We start from the raw sequence: 23,353 nt of genomic DNA on the forward strand, positions 1-23,353 counted from the left end.
AACAAGTTTTATGGATAAGGATCTAGAGTCTACCAGAGCCATTTGGGGTAATGGCTCGTTTTCTTATTCCGAACTCATGTTAATGTAACAAGTAGATTATGCTATTTGCGCAGGACTTTTTTGTACCTTTGGTTTTAGAATCTTTTCCCTCAATAAATTCACGGTTTTGTAAATTTGCTCATCTGTATGTAAGCAATTCACAAATAATCTTATTCTTGCTAAATTCTTTTCTACTGCGGGATAAATAATAGGTAAAGCTAAAATATGGTTTTCTTTTAAGTAATGACTGAGTTGTATTGCTACTAAGTCGTTGCCGACAATAATTGGAATAATAGGTGTATTATTGCTTAACCCAGTTGGAATGTTTTGTTCTTTTAATAAAGACAATAAAAGAGTATGTCTATCACGAAGCAAATCTACTCGCTGAGGTTCTTTTTTCATGACGTCAATCGCTGCTAATGCAGCGGCAGTGTTTGCAGGCGATATTCCTGCCGAATATACAAAGCCTGCGGCAGTATATTTAAGATTTTCAATTAATTCATGAGTCCCTGCGATGTAACCACCACAACTGGCAAATGATTTACTGAGCGTCCCCATCCAAATATCCACATCTTTAGCATCTAAATGGTAATATTCACGAATACCTTTACCTGTTTTCCCTAATACACCCATAGAATGTGCTTCATCGATCATTAAAAAAGCATTAAATTGTTTTTTAATGGCAACAAGTTTAGGAGCATCAGCAATATCTCCGTCCATGCTAAAGATCCCTTCAGTGACAATTAATACTTTTCTATAACGATCACGATATTTTTCAAGAAAATCAAAGAGAAATTGATAATTATTATGCGGAAAGGCAATACGTTCTGCTCCAGAAAATACTGCAGCCTGGATTATACTGTTATGGGCAAGCTCGTCATGAATAATAAGATCTTGTTTACCAAACAAATGTGTAATCACTGTAATATTAGTTGAATACCCGGAAGGAAATACGAGGCAATCTTCAGCGCCAATTAAATCAGCAATGGCCTTTTCTAACCTTCCATGAAGTGATTTTTCACCAGAAACCAAGCGGCTGGCAGAGACAGAGGTACCCCATTCTCTTACAGCAGCAATAACCGTTTCGTTAATGCTTGGATCACCAGATAAACCTAAATAGTTATATCCTGAATAATTAATATAGGCTTTTCCATCGATTACGGTAGTATTACTTGATATACCTTCATTAACATTAAAGTAAATGCTTTTTAAAGTTCTAATAAAATCATCGTCTAAATTCAAATCAGGATTTTGGATTAAATTTCGTAATCCGTATGTTAATGGCGGCTCAATAAGCTTAATTGATTCATTGCTTTTGGAGAGCTGATTGATTAATGAGCTGTCAACGAAGGGCTCTGCAATTTTAGTGTTTGGGTTACATTTTAAATCGTTAATAGGAGAGCTATCTGACAAAAAGGTGATAAGTTGATTTAAAGTATATTGTTCAAATAGAGGCAATAATTCAAACTTTTGACCTATTTTAGTCTGTAAATCATTGGATAATTCGACTGCAGCAATTGAATTAATTCCTAGGGCAGTGACGGATTTTTCATAATCATGATCCGTTAACTTCATATTAAGCCGCCTCATCATCCAATCGTTTAACCATTTTTTTATTTCATTTGTAGAAGAAGTTAGAGAAATAGTATCTGCTTGATTTTTAGAGTCTTTATTCCAGCAAGCAATATTTTTTAAGGTATTATCAAGAAATGCTTTGCGAGCAAGCCAACGTTGAATTTTTCCACTTGATGTTTTAGGCAAGGAGTATGGTTTCACTAAAACAATAGAGTAGGGCACTAATCCGAATTGATCCAATAAAAGAGCCTGGATTTTAGAAAATAATAGATCAGGTTCTATGGTGCTTATGGCTTCACGTCTAATTTCCTGGATGACAATAAGCTCTTGTCTCTCTTGAATTTCTACTGTGAATGCCGCTGCACTTTGTGTATCAAATGCATGGTGACTCTGAGTAATTGCTTGCTCGATGTCTTGCGGATAATAATTTTTGCCACGAATGATAATTAAGTCTTTAATTCTACCAGTGACATATAAATCCCCTTGATTGAGGAAGCCAAGATCTCCTGTTCTTAAATAAGTGACTCCAGGAGTATCCGCTAATTGATTTTCAAAAGTGGCTTTTGTGAGCTTTACTTTATTCCAATAGCCTTTTGCAATACTTGGTCCGCTTGCCCAGATTTCACCAAGAGTTTTTTCAGGCAATTCAGTTAATGTATTGAGATTAACAATACGAATGGAATGATCGGATTGACATTTACCACAATTGATTACTCGTACAGTAGATTGATTTGATTCCCCAACTGGAATAGATATTTTGCCCAATTCAAAATCAGATTTGATAAGCTTTAATGAGTTATTCGACTCATTAAATTGCTTTGCAGTTAACATTAAGGTGGCCTCAGCAAGACCATAGCATGAATGTATTGCTTGCGGAGAAAGACCTGCTGCAGAAAATTTATTAATAAATTGATGCACTGAATCAAATTGGATAGGTTCGGAGCCATTGTAAATGCATTGCAAACTACTTAGATCTAATTGTTTCATTTGAGCGTCTGTAATTTTTGACACACAGTAATCAAAAGCAAAATTGGGTACACAGGTTATGGTGATTCGTTCTTGTGTAATCACCTCAAGCCAACGTATGGGGGAGTTTAAAAAATAAGCGGGAGCCATTAAGATAAGCTCAACTCGCTTATACAAGGGAGTGAGAATACATCCAATCAAGCCCATATCATGATATGGGGGTAACCATGAACACACTTTGTTCCTATCACTATCATCAGAAGGAGGGATATTTATTATTGTCTTTATATTTGCTACAAGATTCAGATGGTTTATAAATACGCCTTTAGGAGTATTTGTAGAGCCTGAGGTATATTGCAGAAAAGCAATTTTATTTTGCTCAATAGGCTTAAATAGATATTCCGTAGATAATTCTTTATCCATTGCGTCGACGTCAATAACGCTATGATCAGGAAACTCAGGGGCAAGGGATTGATTCGTAATTATAAATTTTGCTTGTGAATCTTCAAGAATAGAGAATACTCTATTTTTATGCTGATTTCTTCGCGGCGGATATACAGGAACGGCAATGACACCTGCATAGAGGCAGGCAAAAAAAGCGACAATATATTCTAAACCCGGCGGCAACAGAATAACCGCGCATTCATTATAATAGGAACCATGTTGCTGTAGTTGATGCGCCAACCTTCGCGCCTGTTGATCGAGTTCTTTATAAGTCAGTATCTCATAGCCCTTTTGGGTCAAAAATTTAATAGCAATAAAATCAGGATATTCTGTTACGTGTTCCTTTAGAGCGTCAATGATTGAAATAAAGTTTTGCATTAAGTGTTGTCCATCTTATAAATTTTTTTCGTAAATACGATAAGTTTTATAATGCGTGGCATTAATTAGTTTAAGTCCCGCTTTCATAGCATGGTTGTTTTCTAGTATCCATGAGCATTCTGCCTCAAAAAATTGGGCCTGTGGCGGGATTTTTTTAATATATTCATAATATAACATGGCACCTATGGGAAGATGTTGGTATTTTTTTGATACTCCAAGCAATGGGATACGAAATTGATTAATCGTTTTTTTTATCTTAATCTGCCAAATTAACCTTAAAAAATGCAAGGATAATAACTTTCCACGGCGATTGGGTAATAGTACTTGATTGAGATCTGGAATGCCTACTGAAAAGCCACAAGGTTCTCCAGCTATTTCCGCGACATAAATCAAACTAGGATCAATAATGGATTTTAAATCTGAAATTAAATAATTGAACTCCTCTAAATCTAATGGTAAGTATCCCCAATTCTCACACCAAGCATCATTATAAATTTTTGAAATTAATTTTATCTCATCAGCAAAAGATTTTATGTTGGCGCATCTAATCGTAATGTCATATTTTTTTTGTACTGCATTCATGATCTTAATTTTTTTAGGCTCGATCTTTGCTTGGTTTACATTGATGTTCCACGCTTGGAGATCTTGGATTTTTTCATAACCTTGATTTTCTATTAATGAGATGTAATATTCAGGATTTTGGGGCATCATAAAAAAAGGCTTGGTATCAAAAGCAGAAATTTGCAATCCACATTCGTAGTTAATTGATGGATTCATTGGCCCGCGAATTTTACCAACATTGTGAAAAGAGGCCCATTCCTCTATTTTTTTGAAAAGAGCTTGTGTTACTTCATGGCTATTTTCGGCTTCAAAAAATCCCCAAAAAGCAATATTTTCTTTATAAAAATTATTGTGAGTCTGATTAATGATGCCTGCGATTCTACCTACTGGAATGTTATTTTTATAAGCAACCCATAAGCTAATTTCAGCTTTTTTATAAAAAGGATTTTTTTTATTTAAAATACGTTTTGTTACAATTTGCAGGGGAGGTACCCAATTTTGATCATTTTTATATAATCTATAAGAGACATTTAAAAAATCGCGAAAATGGTTGGATTTTTCACAATGTATGACATCCAATGACATGAAATCTCCATATAACAAACTTGAATAACAGTTTTTAAAGTCCTGAACACCAAAGAATAAATTATATTACAATTTGTTTCAATGAAAACAGGTATCTTAATTATTTTGATAAAATTAGAGTCTGTTGACAATTTGTCTTCCAAAACACCGACGTTCCGCATTGGGAACTGAATTGTCAACAGCCCCTTAAAATTTACTTTTCTTTATTTTGTGAGTTAAAAATTTTGATTTCAAATAAGCGTAGGCAGATGTCCCTTTTCCTTTTAGTACTTCAGAAAAAAAGATTGGGTTTTCGATTAAGAATCGATTGCTCTTATAAAGCGATCTTTCCGCGTTATAATAGCCAGGCCATGTCGTTGTGGCACCAAGATAACCGGCATTCTTGACGGTCTCCACTACTTTTGTATTATAGCCCCCATAGGGATAGCAGAATGTTTCTATGGCAATTCCCAGCTCATCTTCTAAATATTTTTTGGAGTCAGAAATCTCATAGGTAAGATTTTTCCGATCAATCTGATGAAGTTTGGGATGAGAAAAACTATGTGAACCGACTTCCATTCCAGCATTCAGTAATGCTTTGCGATGATTTTTTTGCATATTTTTATAGGGAATTGTATATCCTGTTTTTTGAACATTACTCCATTTTCTTTTTCCTGGATGTACCCAACGGGTTATTTTATCAAATCCAGGGACCACAAAAAAAGTGGCTACAAAACCATACTGATTTAACAAGGGTAATGCATTTTCATAATTATCCAATAAACCATCGTCAAATGTTAAAACTGCATTTTGTTTTGTTGCATCATATTTTTCTTTAAATAAATCAGCAAGAGTAATTGTGGTATACGATTGAACTTTCAAGGCATCCAAATGTGCGGTAAAGCGGTGTAAATCTAATGTTTCAGGTCCAGTACCACCAATGGAATGATAATAGAAAATAGGAATTCTTTTCTTCATGATTAGTTACCGTTCAAACAAGTGATGAAAAACGCGATTAAAATTATTTTTATCCTTATTTTCGTGCATACATAATCCCATAGAGCGTTTATTTCCTAGAATGAGGCTTTGCCATCCTGGTAATGAAGGAACCAGGATTCGTCGTATATCTTTTTTTTGTAAATGCCCACTAATCCAGACATCATCTTCAAAAAATGCCTCAGGTAAATTAGGAGGATAATGAAAAATATCTTCTGAAAAGAATGTTGGCTTTACCAGTACCCCATTATATCCCAGGAGCACATCAACCAGAGTCATTTTTTTTATCGCTTTATATTCGTAGCGCATTGAACCATGCATCACAGTCCCTGCTATTCCTAGCGCAGCATTAGGATCCAATTGTTCGTAATGCAATAGATCACGAATAAAGTGAGGTGGATAGATTCTATCGTCATCAATGATAATTAATTTTTTATTTTGTCCCGCAAAGAACTCTAAACAAGGCAATAATTTTGAAGCAGGACCATAATCATATTCAATATATTGGATAAAAACGTTAGGATATTTTTTAATAAAATTAGGGAGCTGAGAAATAGATTGATTTGCAAAACGTTTAAATCGTTTAGGGATCCACAACATAATTTTTTCGGGTTGTTGCGATTGTAACGCAATGGAGTTTAAAGTTGGCCATATTTTATTGATTCGTTTTGGGGTTGTAGTGAACGTAACAATGACATTATTTTGAATGTTTGTGTTACTGATCTGAGGTATGATTTTTAAATGACATCTTAAAAAATGAAAATAATTGATAAGTCGTGATATCAAAGGAGCTTCCTTATAATTTTTTTCCTTCCGTAAGTGATATCCCTTGAGGATGAGAAGAAATCAATAAACTATAGTAAACAGATAAAGTTTGTTTCGCAATATCCTCCCATTTAAATTTATTGAGTAAAGGGTATGCCTTATCTCCTAATGCAGAACGTAATGCCTCATCATCAATAAGTTGGGTTATTTTTTCGATCATTTCAGGCAGTGAGGAAACTAAAAAACCTGTTTTTCCTGAAGAGATTATGTCAGAAATTCCATTATTGGCATAAGCAACAGTTGGGACTTTGTGATAAATCGCTTCTAATATAACCATTCCAAATGCTTCGTGAGGAGAGGTTAAAACAAAAATATCTGTTTGCTGTATTAAATGAAATACGGCTGTTCGTGATATATTTCCGGTAAAAGAGATATATTCTGCAATACCTAATTGATTGGCCATTCGTTGTAGTTTTGTATTTTGTGGTCCATCCCCAACTATAAAAAATTTTAGGTTTTTATGTTTTTTAAGCAATTCATGAGCAACCAAGATAAAATCGGCAACTTTTTTTTTGCTCGATAATCGGGATACGGTGGTTATTATGAGTTCATCAGGCTTTTTTACTAAAGGGATAGACTTTTCTGTACCATTAGGAGAAAACATATCAAACCCGTTGGGAATATAGTAAGTGGCTGCATTTTTTTTTAAAGATTTCATATTATCTATAACGGCATGGCTGACACAAATCACATGTTGAACGAGTAGTGCGAAGCCTTTAATTAAACGCTTGTCTTGATTTCTATAGAGGGAATGGCTTGTCAAAACATGGGGCTTTTTTATTTTTTTTGCCAGTAAAAGAGCTTGTACTGCTAATATGGAGCCCAAACTATGGGCGTTTATGATATCAAATTGAGTAAAAAACTCATTATATTGACGAGAAAATCCTAAAAGTGTCCTACACATCTGAGTGTATGAAATTCGTTTAATGAATAGCGATCCTTTTCTCTCTTCTAAAGGGTAATTTTTTCTTTTGCGCGTGATAATGCATACTTGATGTCCAAGCGCGGCTAAGTTTCTTCCTAAGGCATCAACACAATATTCAACTCCCCCTATTTGAGGGAAATAGTTATCAGTAATTAGGGCAATCTTTAATGATTGTGGCTGCATCGAAATAACCCAGTTTATTTTTATTAATCTATGGTGAATTGTTTCTAACTTTTTAAAACAAGGCTCTGGTGTATCTAAGGACACTATCCATAAAGGTATTATTATTTACATCGACTCGTTTTAGTGTAATTCAATGACAGAAACTAGTAAACTTAAGACATCAATAATAAACGCATTGGTTTTAATATAGAACCTTACAAAAGATATAGAGGTTCCAGCCGCTCGTTAGAACCAAAAGTATTTTTTAGTTTAAATTGAGTGAGTAACTTCTAGGGACAGCTCGATGCACACAAATGATAAAAATAAGCAACCATTGTTTGTACGTTTTATTAGATATCAAGCCCGTATTTGGTCTTATGTTTTTATAGGGATCACCATTTTTATGGTGTCTCGAACTTTTATGCTTGTTTATTTTTTTGACTCTCACGCAACCCATTTAATCAAAGATATTCTCACTTTATATGGACTTGGACTGGCTTATGATGTGCAAGCAACCACATTTATATTCTCCCCATTAGTCGTATTAGGCTTGTTTTTGATTTTTTTTAATCAAACTCGGCTTTTTAGTTTATATAATTTACTCGGGACATTTTTTCTTCTGTTTATTGTGCTTATTTGTGTAGTTAACTTCTTCTATTATCAATACTTTAGCACACAAATAGGGATGAATTTTTTTCATATTCTGTTGGGTCAGGCAGATGCAACCTTTGCTTATATTTTTGAGAGTTATCCTATTGAGTGGTTTATTTTAGGAAGTGGGCTACTTCTCATTTTGATGCTGAGTTTATTGCGAACTGTAGAAAAAAATATCCAAAAAATAAACTGGAATCCCCGATGGTTTGTCAAATTTACTTGCATCATTCTCTTTATCTTTTTATATATTTCTGCGATGCGTTGTTCCTTTGGCGGATACAGTTTATATCATAATGGGTTTCCAGTGATTGCCTCTTCATCACTGGTGAATCAATTGGTCGAAAACGGTGCCGCTGCTTTATATGATGCTTATAAGGAAATAGCTATTGCACGGTCGATTTGGACCTCTATTACTATGCAAGAAGCACTTAATGCATATAACCAATACTTTGATAAAAACATACAATCAGAAGAATTTGGAGTACACCACTTATATTCACAGACCTCAACCAAGCAGTTTTCTAAGGACCATCCAAAACCTAATGTTGTATTTGTGCAGATGGAAAGTTTTGGGAGACATTTATTACTCTACTCGAATACTCAAAATGACATGGTGGGTAAATTGGGGAGATATTTTAACCAAGATTTTTTATTTAATAATTTTCTTTCTAGTGGAAATGCTACTTATGAATCTTTAGGTTATTTAACATTTAATACGCCACGTCCAGAATTATTAAGTACACAATGTTCTAATATGCTCTCTTCATCTGTGGCAAAGCCCTTTAAGATGGCAGGATATAAAACAGTTTTTTTAACTTCAGGATCAGCGCATTGGGCTAATACGGATCATTTTTTGTTTACCCAAGGGTTTGATCAAATAATTGGCTTAGAGACAATTTTAAAACACTACCCACAGGCAGAAAGATCACCTTGGGGAGTCTATGATGAATATACTTTTGCTTATGCATATCATTTATTAAATGAGACGAATGAAAATCACCAACCTATTTTTATTTATATTAATACAGTAACCAATCACCCACCCTATAGTATCCCGACGCATTATCAATCTTATCCTATAACGTTACCTGATACACTTTTGCAAATGGTAACCACACCTTTTGAAGAGCTTATTCAAGCAGCGCAGACCTATCAATATGCTAATGACTCTTTAGGTCATTTTATAGATAAAATAGATCATAGTCATTGGGGCTGGAAAACTATCATTGGCGCTTCAGGAGATCATAATCAAAGGGAGTTGATGTTTCACTATAAAGATCATACAACCTTAGGCATAAGATTTGAGGTTCCATTTTTTTTACATGTTCCGTCGGTATATCAAAATAACATTCAGTATGATCCAGAACGTATCGGTTCTCATAAAGATATTTTTCCAACCTTATATGAGCTCGCACTATCAGATATACCTTATCTTAAATTAGGAACTAATTTATTATCTCCTAATAAACCAGGCTTTGAATTTGGATATAATGTGTCCGCTTTTCTTTTCCCAGAGGGAATTATAGTTTCAGAGGAAAATAAACATCGTTTTTATCCTTGGGCGGATAAATCCAAAATATTAGTTGGGGAAGGTCTGGATTTAAGCCCATCGCAAAAAGAACAACTTAACAAGGTGAGGCAATATGAGTTGTTGCTCTCTTGGCAACTCAATGAGTCTGCGAAATTGGCTAAATGCTCTTAAACATTGAAGAAGAGGGATATTTTACCTAGAGTATTAGGGGCTGTTGGCGTTCGCTTTATAGAACATTTTTAGTCTGATGCAGAATCAGTTCTCTTAACCAGCGATGCCCCGGGTCAGCATCGTCTTTTTGATGCCAATATTGATAGCAATGATAGCCGTCAACCTCAAAAGGCACAGAAGCAATACTTAATGGGATGAAATGAGATACCTTTTCAGCAACTTGACGAATACTTAAAGTAAGGTAATTGGAGTCAGTTAACACAAGTAAGGGCATGATTCCTTGCCCTACGCTAATGGAGACCCGTTTGTCATGTCCAAGCTGATTTAAATAACGATCGAAATAATTATAAAAAGGTGTTTCTCTTAATGAAAATTGGATTAATGGGTACTTTAATAACTCGTCCAAAGTGATTTTCCCTTCTTGGATTCCTGGGTGGTGACTGCCTCCGACTATGACTGCTTCATCTTGGAGCAACTTTTGTTGTTTTAAGTTTTCCGGAACTCCTTCAAACATACCAATCATCAAATCAATATCTCCGGATTCAAACACTTCTGCAGAATTTAAATAATTAGGATGCTTTATATTTAATTTTATTCCTGGAGCTTCTTGTTCCAATTGGTGAATCAAGCCTGGAGTCCATAAAATTGACAATAAATCAGTCATACCAATTGAAAAGGTTCTTTTGGAGATCAAGGGGTTAAATGTTTTTGTAGTGTTAAATAAGGTTTCAATCAGGGAAAGAGATTCGCGGGTTTTTCCTATCAATGAATTTGCTAAAGGAGTTAATTGCATGATATTGCCTTGGCCGCGAACAAGAAGATCATCATGGAAATGCTCACGAAGTTGCTTTAAATAAACACTCATTGACGATTGGCTTATACTTATTTTTTTGCTTGCAAGAGTAAGATGACGACAGGTTAATAATGCATGCAATGCTCGAAGTAAATTGAGATTAAGTTTATCCATAAAATGCCTCATTGGCTCTCGCGAACAAGCCGCGGGGTATTGATTTAGTGACCTTTAAGTCAATGGCAGTGCTCCTCAGCTCGAACGGTTCAAGGTGGAGTCTGGATTTAAATAGATTCTTTATCCGAACCCACGCTAAATTATTTTTTTAACGACTTCAGTTTGAGGTATAGCTGAGAGTAATTGAGTTTGCAAATGAGCTAAATTTAATTTTGAAATAATTCTCGCTTCTTAAAGTTAGCCCGAAGATTTAGACTTCGAGCTTTTTGATACGTCAATTTAGAGAATACTGCATTGCTCTGACAATTTGGGTTTATAACTCATCCTGGTTTCGCCATTTAATTTATTTAAAGCGGCTTGCAAGTAATCATTTATCTCTGATTGATTGCTTATACTTTGTTTGCAAGCTTCAATGAATACTTCTTTGAATTGTTCGCATTCGGTAGATGTAATTGCTTGCTCGATGTACTCATGAGATCTCATTCTTAATGCTCGGATCTGCGCTGCTTGTTCCACAGTTCGGGGTAATTGATTATGCACCCATGTTCCTATTAAAGTCTCTGTTAAAATAACCATATCAAGGCTGTTTCCTCGACTTATATGGAAATGTTCAATTCCCTTTGGCGACTCAGCATAAACTGATAAATCCCCCCCTGTTCTATAAATTCCTATCATATAATTTTCATCACTGATTAAATGTTCATGATTAATGATTGAACGTTTGCTGCTTAATATTTCTGTTTTGCTGTGCATGGACAACTCCAATTAAATTAGGTAAAAAATAATCATTTCAATTTTGAGCTATTTTTGGTCTTGTTGAATTGATTGCGTCCATTTTATGGGTGAAGCCTTAGCATATTCTTAAAATTGCTAATGAAATTTTAATACTCGGTATTAAAATTCTGGGGAGTGGATGCAGTGTTGATTAGCTGATGATTTGTAGAGCAGCTTATAAATAGGTCCAGCTCTTTTTCATAAAGCTCCGTACTGATATTCATTAAGCCTAAAATTGAATGAAAAAGGTTATCATGAGAAAGTTTTTTACTCATAGATTCTTTTTTCAAACAACTATGGGATAAATTTTTTTCCTCCACGAACGAATCAGATGCCCAGAAAATAAGGGGGACACTCGTTTGCTCCTGGGGAGCAATGAGATATGGCGTGCCGTGTTCATATATTCCTTTTTCACCAATAGATTCTCCATGATCCGAAGTGTAGAGAAGTGCAGTATTCCAAAAGGCATCTTGTTCTTTTAGAAAATTAATGAGTTCATGGAGTACAAAATCGGTATATAAAATACTATTATCATACGCATTTAATAAGGTTTGGCGGTCACAAAGTCGAAACTCTTGATTTTGGCAAGCAGGAGTAAATTGATTAAAATGATTAGGATAGCGAGTATAATAATTTTGACCATGACTGCCTTTTAAATGGAGCACAAGAACCGTATCTACTTTTTGAAAATGATAGATTTTATTTTTTAATTCGTTAATTAATTCCCCATCAAAATTATAATCAGTGATTGTTGATGTAATATGTTTGCAAACACCTTGGCAATCACCGGCACCATTATTGTCCAGCCAAAATACATTTACCCCTGTTCGTTTTAAAATATCGAGTAGATTATCTTGGCTCTCTGCAATTAAATTACTAAACTGAGTTCGTGGTAGATGTGAAAAAATGCAAGGTACAGACACACTTGTCGCTGTTCCACACGAGGTCATGTTTGGAAAAGAGATTACACCTAGTTTTTTTGTATATGAATTTGTTGCGCGCTCATAGCCATTTAATTCAAAATTCATTCCTCGAGCAGTTTCGCCAACGACCAAAATCAAAAGATTATTTTTCCCATTATGATGCATACTGTTGTTTTTAGCATCTAGTCCGATTTGTTTGTAAGGATGCTGTTGCGCGATTATTTTATCGTGATAATAGTTAAATGCTGCATTGAGAAAATTATTTGGGACCATTTCAAACGGAGGTTTTCCGGCGAGTCCAGTTAATGGGATTATTGAATAATAACGAATGGAAAAGGGAAATATAATTATAAAATAAAAAAAGGGATATACAAAAACACTTAATAGTTTGATGAGTATTTCTTTTTTAATAGAAAAATGAATAATCTTAACTTTATAGATTAAAAAAGATGGGACAACTCCAAATACAAAAAAACAAATTAAAAATGAAGGAGTAATAAAGGGAAGAACTTCTTTTGCATTCGTTTTTTCAAGTGTAGCAATCATTGAGGAGTGAGAATCAAAAACAAATCCATAATATATATGGCAATAACTCAAAATAGATGAAACTAAAGTTACTGTTATAAAAACAGGTTTTTCCACATACTTGACAGTAAAAAGAGAAAATAAAGAGAAAAAGACACAAAATAAAAAGAGGGGGATAGTAATGCTCAAAAAAACTGTACTATCAATCGAAATATGTTCCTCTTTTATATGAGTAATCGCTTTAATAATAAATGGAAAATTGAGCACTAATGCAAAATATGCAGTTAAGATTAATGTAAAAGATACAACATTTAATCTCTTACGACTCATGCAACAAGTTCCTTATTCTATATGGTCAATAAAACCCTATGAATTAACATTTCCTCCTAAGGCTTTATAAAGATTTATTTGAGCTACTTGAAGTCGCACAATATTTTGTAAATAGGTAAATTCTATATAATTTAACTCTTCTTCTGCGCGAAGTACTGAATTAAAATCAGAAGAAGATTTTTGATAAACATCTTTAGCTAATTTTAACGCTAGTCTTTTTTGTTCCACCGCGCGTTTAAGATGAGTGACACTTTTTTTATAATGCTGATAATAACTATACTGGGTTTCAATCTCATGTAGTGCGCGCATCACAGCGAGTTGATATTGTATAACTACCATTGCTTTTTCACGTTTACGTAATTCAATGGAATTGAATAAAGCGACGTTGAAGATAGGTGCTGTAAAAGTTCCATAGAAAGTGGATTCAGGATTTTGTACCGTAAGCAGATTGCGTGCGGTAAGAATACTGCCTGCAATGGTTTGAGTTTGCCACCCCAATAGCCATCCTATAGTAATTTGGGGCAATAAGTTTGCCATTGTCGCACGAATATTGGCATGCGCTGCGGCTACTCTGCGTTCAGCGGCTTTAATATCAGGGCGTCGCTGTAAGAGTTGGGCAGGTAACCCTAAATTGATATTTTGAGTGATTTGAGGAATTGGTTTAGGGGGCAATAATTTTTTCGCTAATACGCCGGGATTATTTCCAGTTAGCAGTTCTATTTTGTGCAATAGGGCTGTTGTTAATGCTTTATTTTGTTCCAACTCCGCCAGTTGAGTTTCAATTAATCCATCTTGTTGGGCAAAATTCAAATAATTAGCATAGCCTTCTTTATAACGGGATTTGATAAATTGCAGTGTTTGTTTATTGCCTGCAATATTATTGTTTAGTACCGTCCTTCTGGCTTGCGCTTCGCGTAATTCCAAATAAGAGGAGGCAATTTCTGCGTATAAATTAATCAATGCAAAATCAAGATCTTCTTGTTCCGCTTGAAAATTCGCTTTGGTCATTTGTTTTAGTTGGCGATTTTTGCCAAAAATATCAGGATCTAAGTTGCCCGTTAACGCAATAAGTTGATTGATATCAAATCCTGTTCCAGTTGGTGGAGAAGCCCCAAGACCTGCAATTGGAAGTAATTGGGCGACTGCTACAGCATATTGTGCTCGTGCAACACTTACTCTGGTTTGTGCTATTTTTATATTTAAGTTGTAAACTGCTTGTTGTTCAATCAAATTATTTAATATGGGGTCATGAAAATTACGCCACCAGGCCTCGTCGTTTTTTACTATAGAAGTATGTTGAATTCCTTTACTCCAGTTGGAGGGTACAGAGGCAGTAGGCGGAACATATTTTGGGCCTATGGAGCATCCTGTCAGGAGAAGAATAAGTAATACAAAGTACGAAGTATAATAGTTCATGTGACGATCATTTATTTTGAATGGCAATATGGGCATCGAATTGTCGGCCTGCCACAAGATTAGGATAATCTGCTCTTTTATAAAAATATAACGCTTCTTGGACACGTGCGTTTAAGCGATCATTATTAATAATGTAGCGATCCAGTTGAATAAAAGTTAAAGGGATGTTTAGGTCTTCTCCAGTTAAATAAGCGGATGCTTCAGGAGAAAACTTCTTAGTATCTCGTTCTTCTATAGAAACACGCACGATTACTTTTTGAGCATCTCCTAAGAGAATGATTTGACTTCCTCCTCCAACAAATTCATCAACATGTGCATTAATTTGTAAAATAATTCCATCTTTTGGCGCTAAAACATGCAATTGACTGAGTGCCAACTCAGCATTTCTAAGATTTGCTTTGGCAGTGTCTAAGCTGTGTTGTAATTGTTCAATTTGAATGGCGCCCATTTTCACTTCATGAGTTTTTTCTCGTACCTCAGCTTGATTAATTGCTCGCTTATCAATACTTTTTAATCGTTTTAATTGTGTTTGAGTATGTTTTAGGTTTTTCTTCTGAATGATGAGGTTGTTTTCCGCTTGTTTCAGCGCACTCTTATTCACTGCTACATTGTGTTGTCCTACTGTGTCATCAAGTGAAAATAAAATCTCTCCTTGTTTTACCATTTGTCCTACATTGACATTGATTTTTTTAATAATACCGCTTTGTACTGTTGGAACATGAGTAATGTCATTTGTCGCATCAATTATGGCGGGAACAATCATTTCTTCATTCACAGCGACTGGTGCGGCTGGAGTTTGAGGTAATGACATTTTGTGACTCCATATGAAATAAAAGTATGAGCCTCCAATTAAAAGTAACAGCAAGCTACAACCAATAATTTTTCTTTTCATACTGTTTCCTTTCGATAAGTCACTTGATAATCATTTAATCCTTTGAACTCAAGTACCTTATCTGCATGTGCCATAATACGATAATCATGAGTAGAAATTAAAAAAGTACATCCATGCTTTTCGGCATACTCTTGTATCAGCGAAAAAACTAAATCACTACTGTCTCTATCTAAATTACTGGTGGGTTCATCGCAAAGTATTAAGCGTGGTGCACGAATTAATGCACGACCCATCGCAATTCTTTGTTTTTGTCCACCAGATAGAGTATCTAATTTTGAGTAAATATGAATTTCAAGTCCTAAACGAATCATGAGTTGTTTTGCCTGTTGGTAAGCATTCTCGGGTGATACTCCATCAATCAGCAAGGGCAATGCTAAATTTTCCAGGGCAGAGAGTGCTGGGAATAAATGAAGATGTTGGAAAAGAAAACTTATATGGGTGGCACGAAAAGCCACTTTCTCTTTTGGAGACATTTTATAAAGGTCATGTCCACACACAGCACAAATCCCTTGATCAGGGGTGAGAATACCGCCTACTATCATGAGCAACGTTGTTTTTCCACATCCAGATGCACCCATTAACATTCCTATTTCACCTGGATGAAGTGCTAATGAGAAATTATCTAATACTGAAAGAGTAGTAGTACCTGTTTGGTAATTTTTGGCAATATTCATACAATTTAAAGTAGGGGTTTCATTGTTATCCATTAATTGGTATCCCGACATAATTCTATGGTATCCAAACGCAAGACTTTTAAGATAGCAAAATAAGAAGAAAAAACAATGACTATTGTTGAGCCTATGGCTCCCAATAAAATAATTTGTTTGGTGAGGTGAAATGCCACTGTTGTGTCATGGAAGATCAATCCAAAAAGCACTGTCAGTGCTAACCCAAGAATATAACCTAGGCCTCCAGTAATAGCTGCTTGGAATAATACCATTTTGATTAAGGAAGCACTGGGGACACCTAACATTTTCAACATTCCGAATTGATGGAGATGAGTTAAAACAAAATTAGTAAAGATTTGCCACATCATAACAAGGCCAATAATGAATCCAACAATTGCTACGGCGATAAAAGCAATAACAATAGGTGTTTTTTCACGGAAAAATTGATTAGAACGATCGACAAATTGGTCTGGGGTTAAGGGAAGAAAACCAGTAGTTCTTCGAATCTCATAGGCAATTTGTCGCACATCATAGGATGGTTTTACTTTCACTAAAATAAATGAGTTGCGATGAGAAACATCAGGAATATGATTACTTGTCATGTAAGCTTTAGGCTCATACATATAAGTACGTAATGGTTTAGTGATACCCGTTACAATCAATTTATTTCGTCCTTCAATCATTTTTTCTCCCAATTGAATTGTTCTTCCATCGGGTGCTTCAAACTGCTTTAAAGCATAGCCATCAATGATAATTGAGTTCGTTTTGTGGATTGAGGAACGCGTACCAGCGATCATTGTTTTAGGTAAACCAACTAATGATTCGGGGTCGACTCCTATAAGCTCCCAAGAGGTTATTTTCCCAGTTCCAGAGTGTATCATGGTATACCAAGTTCGGTATAATTGTTTTGCCCAAAGTACGCCGGGAATACTGCGAATGCGATAGATATCTATAGGTCTAAAATATAAGGGATCTGCAAATGAAAACGAAGTATCTCCCATCACCCATAAATCAATATCGGTAATTGCTCGGATGGGTGCAACAATGCGATCGGTTACTCCTTGGTAAATACCCGGTTGTTGCATGATAATGAAGGCAGAAAAGGTAGCTCCAATGACCATACCAATAAACTTACGTTTACTGTTTACGAGCATTTTAAAAGCAACTGAAAACAAATTGATGTGTTTCGCATCAATTAACGAGCGAGCTATTTTACCAATCATTTCTTAGTGCTCTATGGCAATCCTTTAAGTATAGGTTCATCCGGAACATGTAATAATACCCCCCGTAGTTTAAACGTAGGTTTTAGATATCTCAAGCCAATATGAGATATTTAGTTTCTTTTTCAATAAATTCATTATTATACAAAGAGTTAATGAAATTTCGTTGTAAGAAAACTTACAGGCTTTTCAGTGTATTTTAATTGAATGTTGTTGTATAGTAACAACCTGGATGTATGTATTTATAGGAAATAAAATGGGGCGTTCTTTATCAAAAAATCATCCTGCACAGATGTTTTTAATGTTATGGCGGCATTATGATCTCATTTTACAACTGGTCAAACGTGACATCTTAATGAGGTACCGTGGTTCTTTTGCTGGAGTGTTGTGGTTAATAATTGCCCCTCTTTTAATGTTAGGCCTTTATACACTTGCATTTGGTGTCTTTATGCATATTCAATGGCCAGGCGTCACTAATAAGCTTATGTATTCATTATTGATTTATGTAGGGTTAATCATTTTGAATTTTTTTGGTGAATGTATGAATCGTTCACCTGTTATGATTGTAAGTAATTCAAACTTTGTAAAAAAAGTAGTGTTTCCTGTAGAAATATATCCATGGGTAATTGTAGGATCAGCGCTTTTTCATGCAATAATAAATATGTTTATATTAGCGGTATTTTGTTTTCTATTATTAGGGAAAGTGAATATTACTATTTTGTTACTCCCTATTTTATTTATACCGCTAATTTTATTTGCCTTAGGGATGAGTTGGTTTCTTTGTTCGGCAGGAGTGTATATAAGAGACATTGCCCATATGATGGCTTTTATTTTACAAGTCACAATGTATCTTTCTCCCGTTTTCTATTCAATAAGTATGTTGCCCGAAATTTTTCAAAAAATTTTGTTTCTTAATCCATTAACCTTTATCATTGAGGAAGCGAGGAGTCTCGTTATTTTTGGAAAATTACCTCAATGGGAATTTCTAGGTATTTTTTTTATTGTTAGTGTTTTTGTTGCTTATATAGGGTTTTGGGGATTTCAGAAAACAAAGGATGGATTTGCTGATGTTTTATAGTCTTTTTGCTTGATCCTCAGCATTTTTATCTGTTAAATCGTACATACTTTCTGCTTTTCCAGTAGTTAAATTTTATAGCGTCACAAATAGGACTATGTATCTTTTTAATTAATTGACTTTCTAAAAAAGGATTGGTGAGTGAATGTCGTCTGAAATTGCCATTAAAGTAAACAATCTAAGCAAATGTTATCATATTTATGACAAGCCACAAGATCGCTTGCTACAAATGTTAAGCCGTAATCGCAAACAATATTATCGCGAGTTTTGGGCACTTAAAGATGTATCCTTTCAAGTAAATAAAGGAGAAACGGTTGGCATTATCGGAAAAAATGGCAGTGGTAAATCAACTCTATTACAAATTATTTGTGGAACACTTACTGCGACACAGGGTGAGGTACAAACGCAAGGTCGAATTGCTGCTTTATTAGAGCTGGGTTCAGGTTTTAATCCAGAGTTTACTGGGCGTGAAAATGTTTATATGAATGCTACGATGCTTGGATTGAATAAGAAAGAAATTGATGAGCGTTTTGATGATATTGTTGCTTTTGCAGATATAGGGGATTTTATTGAGCAACCGATTAAAACATACTCTACTGGGATGACGATAAGATTAGCTTTTGCGGTTCAATCACAAGTTGAACCAGACATTCTTATTGTTGATGAGGCTTTAGCTGTAGGGGATGCAAAATTCCAAGCAAAATGTTTTGATAGATTGAAGCAACTGAGAGAAAATGGAACGAGCATTTTATTGGTCACTCACTCAAGCGAACAAATTGTCACCCATTGCTCTCAAGCCATTCTATTAAATAATGGTGTGGTTATGGACTTAGGTGAGCCAAGACATGTTGTCAATCGATATTTAGATTTGTTATTTGGCAAAGTAAATACATTAGCACTTTCCGAAGAGCAACAGCCTACAATTGAAACAACAAAGCCAAAACATGAATTAAGTACTTCTGCAGATGTATTCGCTACTCGCCCTTGCTACAACCCCTATGAATATCGATGGGGAGATGGAGCAGCTCAAATCCTTGACTTTTATATGGAAGTAGAGAATAAGCCTTATCCTGCATCCATCACTACAGGCCAGCTGATCACATTTCAGATTTCGGTAAGGTTTTTAAGAGATGTGGTTCGGCCAATTTTTGGTATTACTATTAAAACAAAAGAAGGTGTAGCTGTTTATGGTGCTAATTCAGAAACACTTAATGTTGATGAGTTTAAAACCTTCGGTGCTAATGGGAATATCATCCAATCTGAAGTATCATTTCAATGTAAGCTTGCTTCGGGCGATTATTTTGTTTCTTTCGGGGTGGCTTCTCGACAAGGGGAGGACATCATTCCTCATGACAGGCGTTATGACTCAGTTCATTTATATGTTTTGTCTGAGACAAGTTTTTTTGGTCTTGTTGATTTAGGTCTTAAACTCTCTGCACAGGAAGTATGCACATGATCTCTTTACTTTCTAAGCTAGGTTACACTCTAGATTTTAATACTCAGGTATGGTTAAAAGCTGACTGTGAAAGTATTGCTTATAACGACGGAGATGAGGTTGAGAATCGTATCACCTCGGCAATCGCTCACGCTAAGGATGTTTCATTATTTTCACCCGAATTAAAAAAACATTGTATTGATTGGCCTTCTTTATATCATCTTAGTGCTGGTAGAGCGAATATTTTACGCCCTTTTCGGGATATTCTTCCAGATGCGGATGTACTTGAAATTGGTTCAGGTTGTGGTGCTATAACCCGTTATTTAGGGGAATGTGGAGCAAATGTTTTAGCGCTTGAAGGAACATTAAGGCGCGCAGTAGTTACTCGTGCTCGTACTCGTGATTTGGATAATGTAGCGGTAGTATGTGAGCAATTTCATAAATTTGCTAGCAGTCAGAAATTTGATGTGATTACTTTAATTGGTGTGTTGGAATATGCCAATTTATTTATGCCTGGCGAGAGTCCAGTACACAATATGCTTCAACAAGTTAAATCTATGTTAAAACCCGAAGGTCGACTCATTATAGCAATTGAAAATCAGCTAGGGCTCAAATATTTTGCTGGGGCTCCTGAAGATCATCATGGTCAACCTTTATATGGAATAGAAGGACGTTATAAAGAAAAACAACCAACAACTTATGGGCGACGCACTTTAAAAAATTATCTCCATCAAGCAGGGTTTATAGAGAATCATTTTTTTGTTCCATTCCCTGATTACAAATTACCGTTGTCCATCATTACTCAACGCGGTTTCTCCAATCAAGAATTTGATCCGGGAATGTTAGTAACACATGGTGTAAGAGCAGATCCACAATTGCCTCCCCATTTATTTTTTTCACTGGAATTAGTTTGGCCCGTTGTTTTAAAAAATGAACTCGCACTTGATCTTGCGAACTCCTTTTTAATTGTGGCTCAAACCTCAAAAATTAAATTACCTGCGCCAGAAGTTTTAGCCTACCATTATTCGACTTACCGCTCCAAAGTATTTTGTAAAGAAACTTTATTTTTACAAACTAAAAAGGGAGATATTGAAGTCCAATGCAAATTGCTCGAATCCACGATATTTCAAAATATAGAAGATCAAGAGCTTTCGCATACTTTCGAAAAAAGAGCTGATTATATTAAGGGTAAACTATTATCTTGTGACTTTATCGACATTGTAATACGTGATGGATGGTCTGTAGAGGAAGTTGGCTCATTTTTTAAAAAATATTTATCCATTGTAGTTTCACTTATTTCGAAAAATAATCCAATTAAAGAAATTGACATTGATACACTTCTTTCTGGAAATAGTATTGATTTGACCCCTCTAAATATCATAATTAAGGAAAATGGGGAGCCTCATGCAATAGATCAAGAGTGGGGATGGAACAACTCAATTTCAGTAGGATTTCTTATTTTTCGTAGCTTGCTGTGGCTGAATAATATAATTTCTTGTTACGGTAAACCAGAAAGCACGGTTCCTAATACTTTACTAGGATTATTTTTAGCTCTATATAAAGAAATGGGCTTTGAAATAAGAGAAGACAAAATTCAATCTTACTATGAATTGGAAGTTTTATTTCAATCCAAAGTCGCTCAAGATAAAGTCGTAATACCCCATTTATCATCGTCCCTACGGACTTCTAATCTAAGTCATTTAATTAATGATTATACGAATTATATTCAGAATATAGAAAACACTCTTATAGAGAGAGAGCATCATATAAGAAATTTGGAATATGTAGTTGCAGATAAAAACAGACATACTGAAAATTTAGAACATACTTTTGAAGAGAAAGATCATCATATAAGAAATTTGGAACATATGGTTGCAGAGAAAAATCTACATATTGAAAATTTAGAATGTATCTTTGAGGATAAAGATCACCATATAAGAAATTTGGAATACTTGGTTGCAGAGAAAAACAGACATATTGAGAATTTAGAACATATCTTTGGAGAGAAAGAGAACCATATAAAAAATTTAGAGCGTATGGTTGAAGATAAAGACAGACATATTGGAAATTTAGAGTATATCTTTGGAGAGAAGGATAACCATATAAGTAATTTAGAGCGTATGGTTGAAGATAAAGACAGACATATTGGAAATTTAGAGTATATCTTTGGAGAGAAGGATAACCATATAAGTAATTTAGAGCGTATGGTTGAAGATAAAGACAGACATATTGGAAATTTAGAATATATCTTTGGAGAGAAGGATAACCACATAAGTAATTTAGAGCGTATGGTTGAAGATAAAGACAGACATATTGGAAATTTAGAATATATCTTTGGAGAGAAGGATAACCATATAAGTAGGTTGGAGCATAAGGTTGAAGATAAAGACAGGCATATTGAGAATTTAGAATATATGTTTGCTGAAAAAGAGAGTCATATAAGTAATCTAGAGCATATGGTTGCGGATAAAGACAGACATGTTGAAAATTTAGAGCATATTTTTGCAGGACAAGCGAGCCATATAAGCAGTTTAGAGCATATAGTTGTAGATAAAGGGAGGCATATTGAAAATTTAGAGTGTATGTTTGCAGAGAAAAACAGACATATTGAAAATTTAGAATGTTTGTGTGCAGATAAAGACAGGCATATTGAAGATTTAGAATATATGTTTGCAGAAAAAGACAGGCATATTGAAAATTTAGAATATATGTTTGTAGAAAAAGACAGGCATATTGAGAATTTAGAATATATGTTTGTAGAAAAAGACAGGCATATTGAAAATTTAGAATGCATGTTCGCCGAAAAAGAGAGCCATATAAGTAGTTTGGAGAGTATCGTTGCAGATAAAGACAAGTATATTGAGCGTTTAGAACATAGGTTTGGAGAAAAAGGGAATCGTATAAAAAGCTTGGAACAAATGGTTGTAGATAAAGATAAATATATTGAACATTTAGAAAACATTTCTTTATATAAAAACAGAAAAATATTATTTTTAGAGCAAATTATAAACTCTTTTAAAAAGAAAAAAATTGTGCAATTTTCTTTGTATATCAGGAAAAAAATAATAAGGAATCCGATCAAAATCTGTAGTAAAAGTACTTTTTTTGATAAAAAATGGTACTTAGATTATTATCCTGATGTCAGGGTATCGGGATTAGATCCAGTAATTCATTACATAAAATATGGTGCTGCCGAGAAACGAGATCCTGGTCCTAATTTTTCAACTAGATATTATTTGGAAGAAAATCCAGACGTAGAAAAAATGGGTATTAATCCGTTAGTGCATTATGAAATTCAAAAAAATTTTTTGATTGAATGACTAGGCTTGTTCTTGTT

The 23,353-nt window shown here is 34.7% G+C and carries 16 protein-coding genes; 4 read left to right on the plus strand and 12 right to left on the minus strand.

What is annotated here, in order from left to right; translation table 11 throughout:
* Positions 1-96 precede the first annotated feature (96 nt).
* The 5 genes from Lsan_RS05640 to Lsan_RS05660 all read right to left on the minus strand — a co-directional run bounded on the left by Lsan_RS05640 (position 97) and on the right by Lsan_RS05660 (position 7,540).
* Positions 97-3,402, minus strand: a complete 3,306-nt coding sequence (locus Lsan_RS05640; protein WP_058513523.1) for an aminotransferase class I/II-fold pyridoxal phosphate-dependent enzyme — start codon at positions 3,400-3,402, stop codon at positions 97-99.
* A gap of 15 nt (positions 3,403-3,417) precedes the next feature.
* The gene (locus tag Lsan_RS05645) at positions 3,418-4,548 is read right to left on the minus strand and encodes a GNAT family N-acetyltransferase (protein WP_058513524.1); all 1,131 of its coding nucleotides are present in this window, start codon (positions 4,546-4,548) and stop codon (positions 3,418-3,420) included.
* 186 nt (positions 4,549-4,734) lie between these two features.
* Positions 4,735-5,505 (minus strand): polysaccharide deacetylase family protein, encoded by a 771-nt coding sequence (locus Lsan_RS05650; RefSeq protein WP_058513525.1) that lies wholly within the window; start codon positions 5,503-5,505, stop codon positions 4,735-4,737.
* A 6-nt stretch (positions 5,506-5,511) separates the two neighbouring features.
* Complete coding sequence (locus tag Lsan_RS05655) at positions 5,512-6,309, minus strand: hypothetical protein (protein WP_058513526.1); 798 nt, start codon at positions 6,307-6,309, stop codon at positions 5,512-5,514.
* 10 nt (positions 6,310-6,319) lie between these two features.
* Positions 6,320-7,540 carry a glycosyltransferase family 4 protein gene (locus Lsan_RS05660; RefSeq protein ID WP_133134209.1) on the minus strand — a complete coding sequence of 407 codons (1,221 nt, stop codon included), beginning with the start codon at positions 7,538-7,540 and terminating at the stop codon, positions 6,320-6,322.
* Between the two features lie 199 nt (positions 7,541-7,739).
* On the opposite strand from Lsan_RS05660, the gene Lsan_RS05665 reads away from it, so the two are divergent.
* On the plus strand, positions 7,740-9,791 hold the full coding sequence (locus Lsan_RS05665; protein ID WP_058513528.1) for an LTA synthase family protein: 2,052 nt from the start codon (positions 7,740-7,742) through the stop codon (positions 9,789-9,791).
* Between the two features lie 55 nt (positions 9,792-9,846).
* Here the strand turns inward: Lsan_RS05665 and Lsan_RS05670 are convergent, their stop codons facing one another.
* The 7 genes from Lsan_RS05670 to Lsan_RS05700 form a co-directional block, all read right to left on the minus strand.
* Complete coding sequence (locus Lsan_RS05670; protein ID WP_058513529.1) at positions 9,847-10,758, minus strand: LysR family transcriptional regulator; 912 nt, start codon at positions 10,756-10,758, stop codon at positions 9,847-9,849.
* Positions 10,759-11,037: 279 nt separating this feature from the next.
* On the minus strand, positions 11,038-11,511 hold the full coding sequence (locus Lsan_RS05675; RefSeq protein ID WP_058513530.1) for a hypothetical protein: 474 nt from the start codon (positions 11,509-11,511) through the stop codon (positions 11,038-11,040).
* A gap of 128 nt (positions 11,512-11,639) precedes the next feature.
* A complete protein-coding gene (locus Lsan_RS05680) occupies positions 11,640-13,310 on the minus strand; it encodes a phosphoethanolamine transferase (RefSeq protein WP_058513531.1) in 1,671 nt (556 codons plus the stop codon).
* Positions 13,311-13,346: 36 nt separating this feature from the next.
* Positions 13,347-14,726 (minus strand): efflux transporter outer membrane subunit, encoded by a 1,380-nt coding sequence (locus Lsan_RS05685; RefSeq protein ID WP_058513532.1) that lies wholly within the window; start codon positions 14,724-14,726, stop codon positions 13,347-13,349.
* A 7-nt stretch (positions 14,727-14,733) separates the two neighbouring features.
* Positions 14,734-15,537: an efflux RND transporter periplasmic adaptor subunit gene (locus Lsan_RS05690; protein ID WP_162265590.1), complete on the minus strand. Its 804-nt coding sequence runs from the start codon at positions 15,535-15,537 to the stop codon at positions 14,734-14,736.
* A gap of 77 nt (positions 15,538-15,614) precedes the next feature.
* Positions 15,615-16,325 carry an ABC transporter ATP-binding protein gene (locus tag Lsan_RS05695; protein WP_058513534.1) on the minus strand — a complete coding sequence of 237 codons (711 nt, stop codon included), beginning with the start codon at positions 16,323-16,325 and terminating at the stop codon, positions 15,615-15,617.
* The gene (locus Lsan_RS05700; protein WP_058513535.1) at positions 16,325-17,509 is read right to left on the minus strand and encodes an ABC transporter permease; all 1,185 of its coding nucleotides are present in this window, start codon (positions 17,507-17,509) and stop codon (positions 16,325-16,327) included. The genes Lsan_RS05695 and Lsan_RS05700 overlap by 1 nt, the downstream gene beginning before the upstream one ends.
* 253 nt (positions 17,510-17,762) lie before the next feature.
* On the opposite strand from Lsan_RS05700, the gene Lsan_RS05705 reads away from it, so the two are divergent.
* From Lsan_RS05705 to Lsan_RS05715, 3 genes are all read left to right on the plus strand, one after another.
* On the plus strand, positions 17,763-18,584 hold the full coding sequence (locus Lsan_RS05705; RefSeq protein WP_058513536.1) for an ABC transporter permease: 822 nt from the start codon (positions 17,763-17,765) through the stop codon (positions 18,582-18,584).
* Positions 18,585-18,726: 142 nt separating this feature from the next.
* Complete coding sequence (locus Lsan_RS05710; protein ID WP_058513537.1) at positions 18,727-20,037, plus strand: ABC transporter ATP-binding protein; 1,311 nt, start codon at positions 18,727-18,729, stop codon at positions 20,035-20,037.
* Positions 20,034-23,336 carry a methyltransferase gene (locus Lsan_RS05715; protein ID WP_058513538.1) on the plus strand — a complete coding sequence of 1,101 codons (3,303 nt, stop codon included), beginning with the start codon at positions 20,034-20,036 and terminating at the stop codon, positions 23,334-23,336. Before Lsan_RS05710 ends, Lsan_RS05715 begins: the two co-directional genes overlap by 4 nt.
* Positions 23,337-23,353 lie beyond the last annotated feature (17 nt).

It is taken from the genome of Legionella santicrucis (assembly GCF_001468135.1).
GTDB lineage: Bacteria > Pseudomonadota > Gammaproteobacteria > Legionellales > Legionellaceae > Legionella > Legionella santicrucis.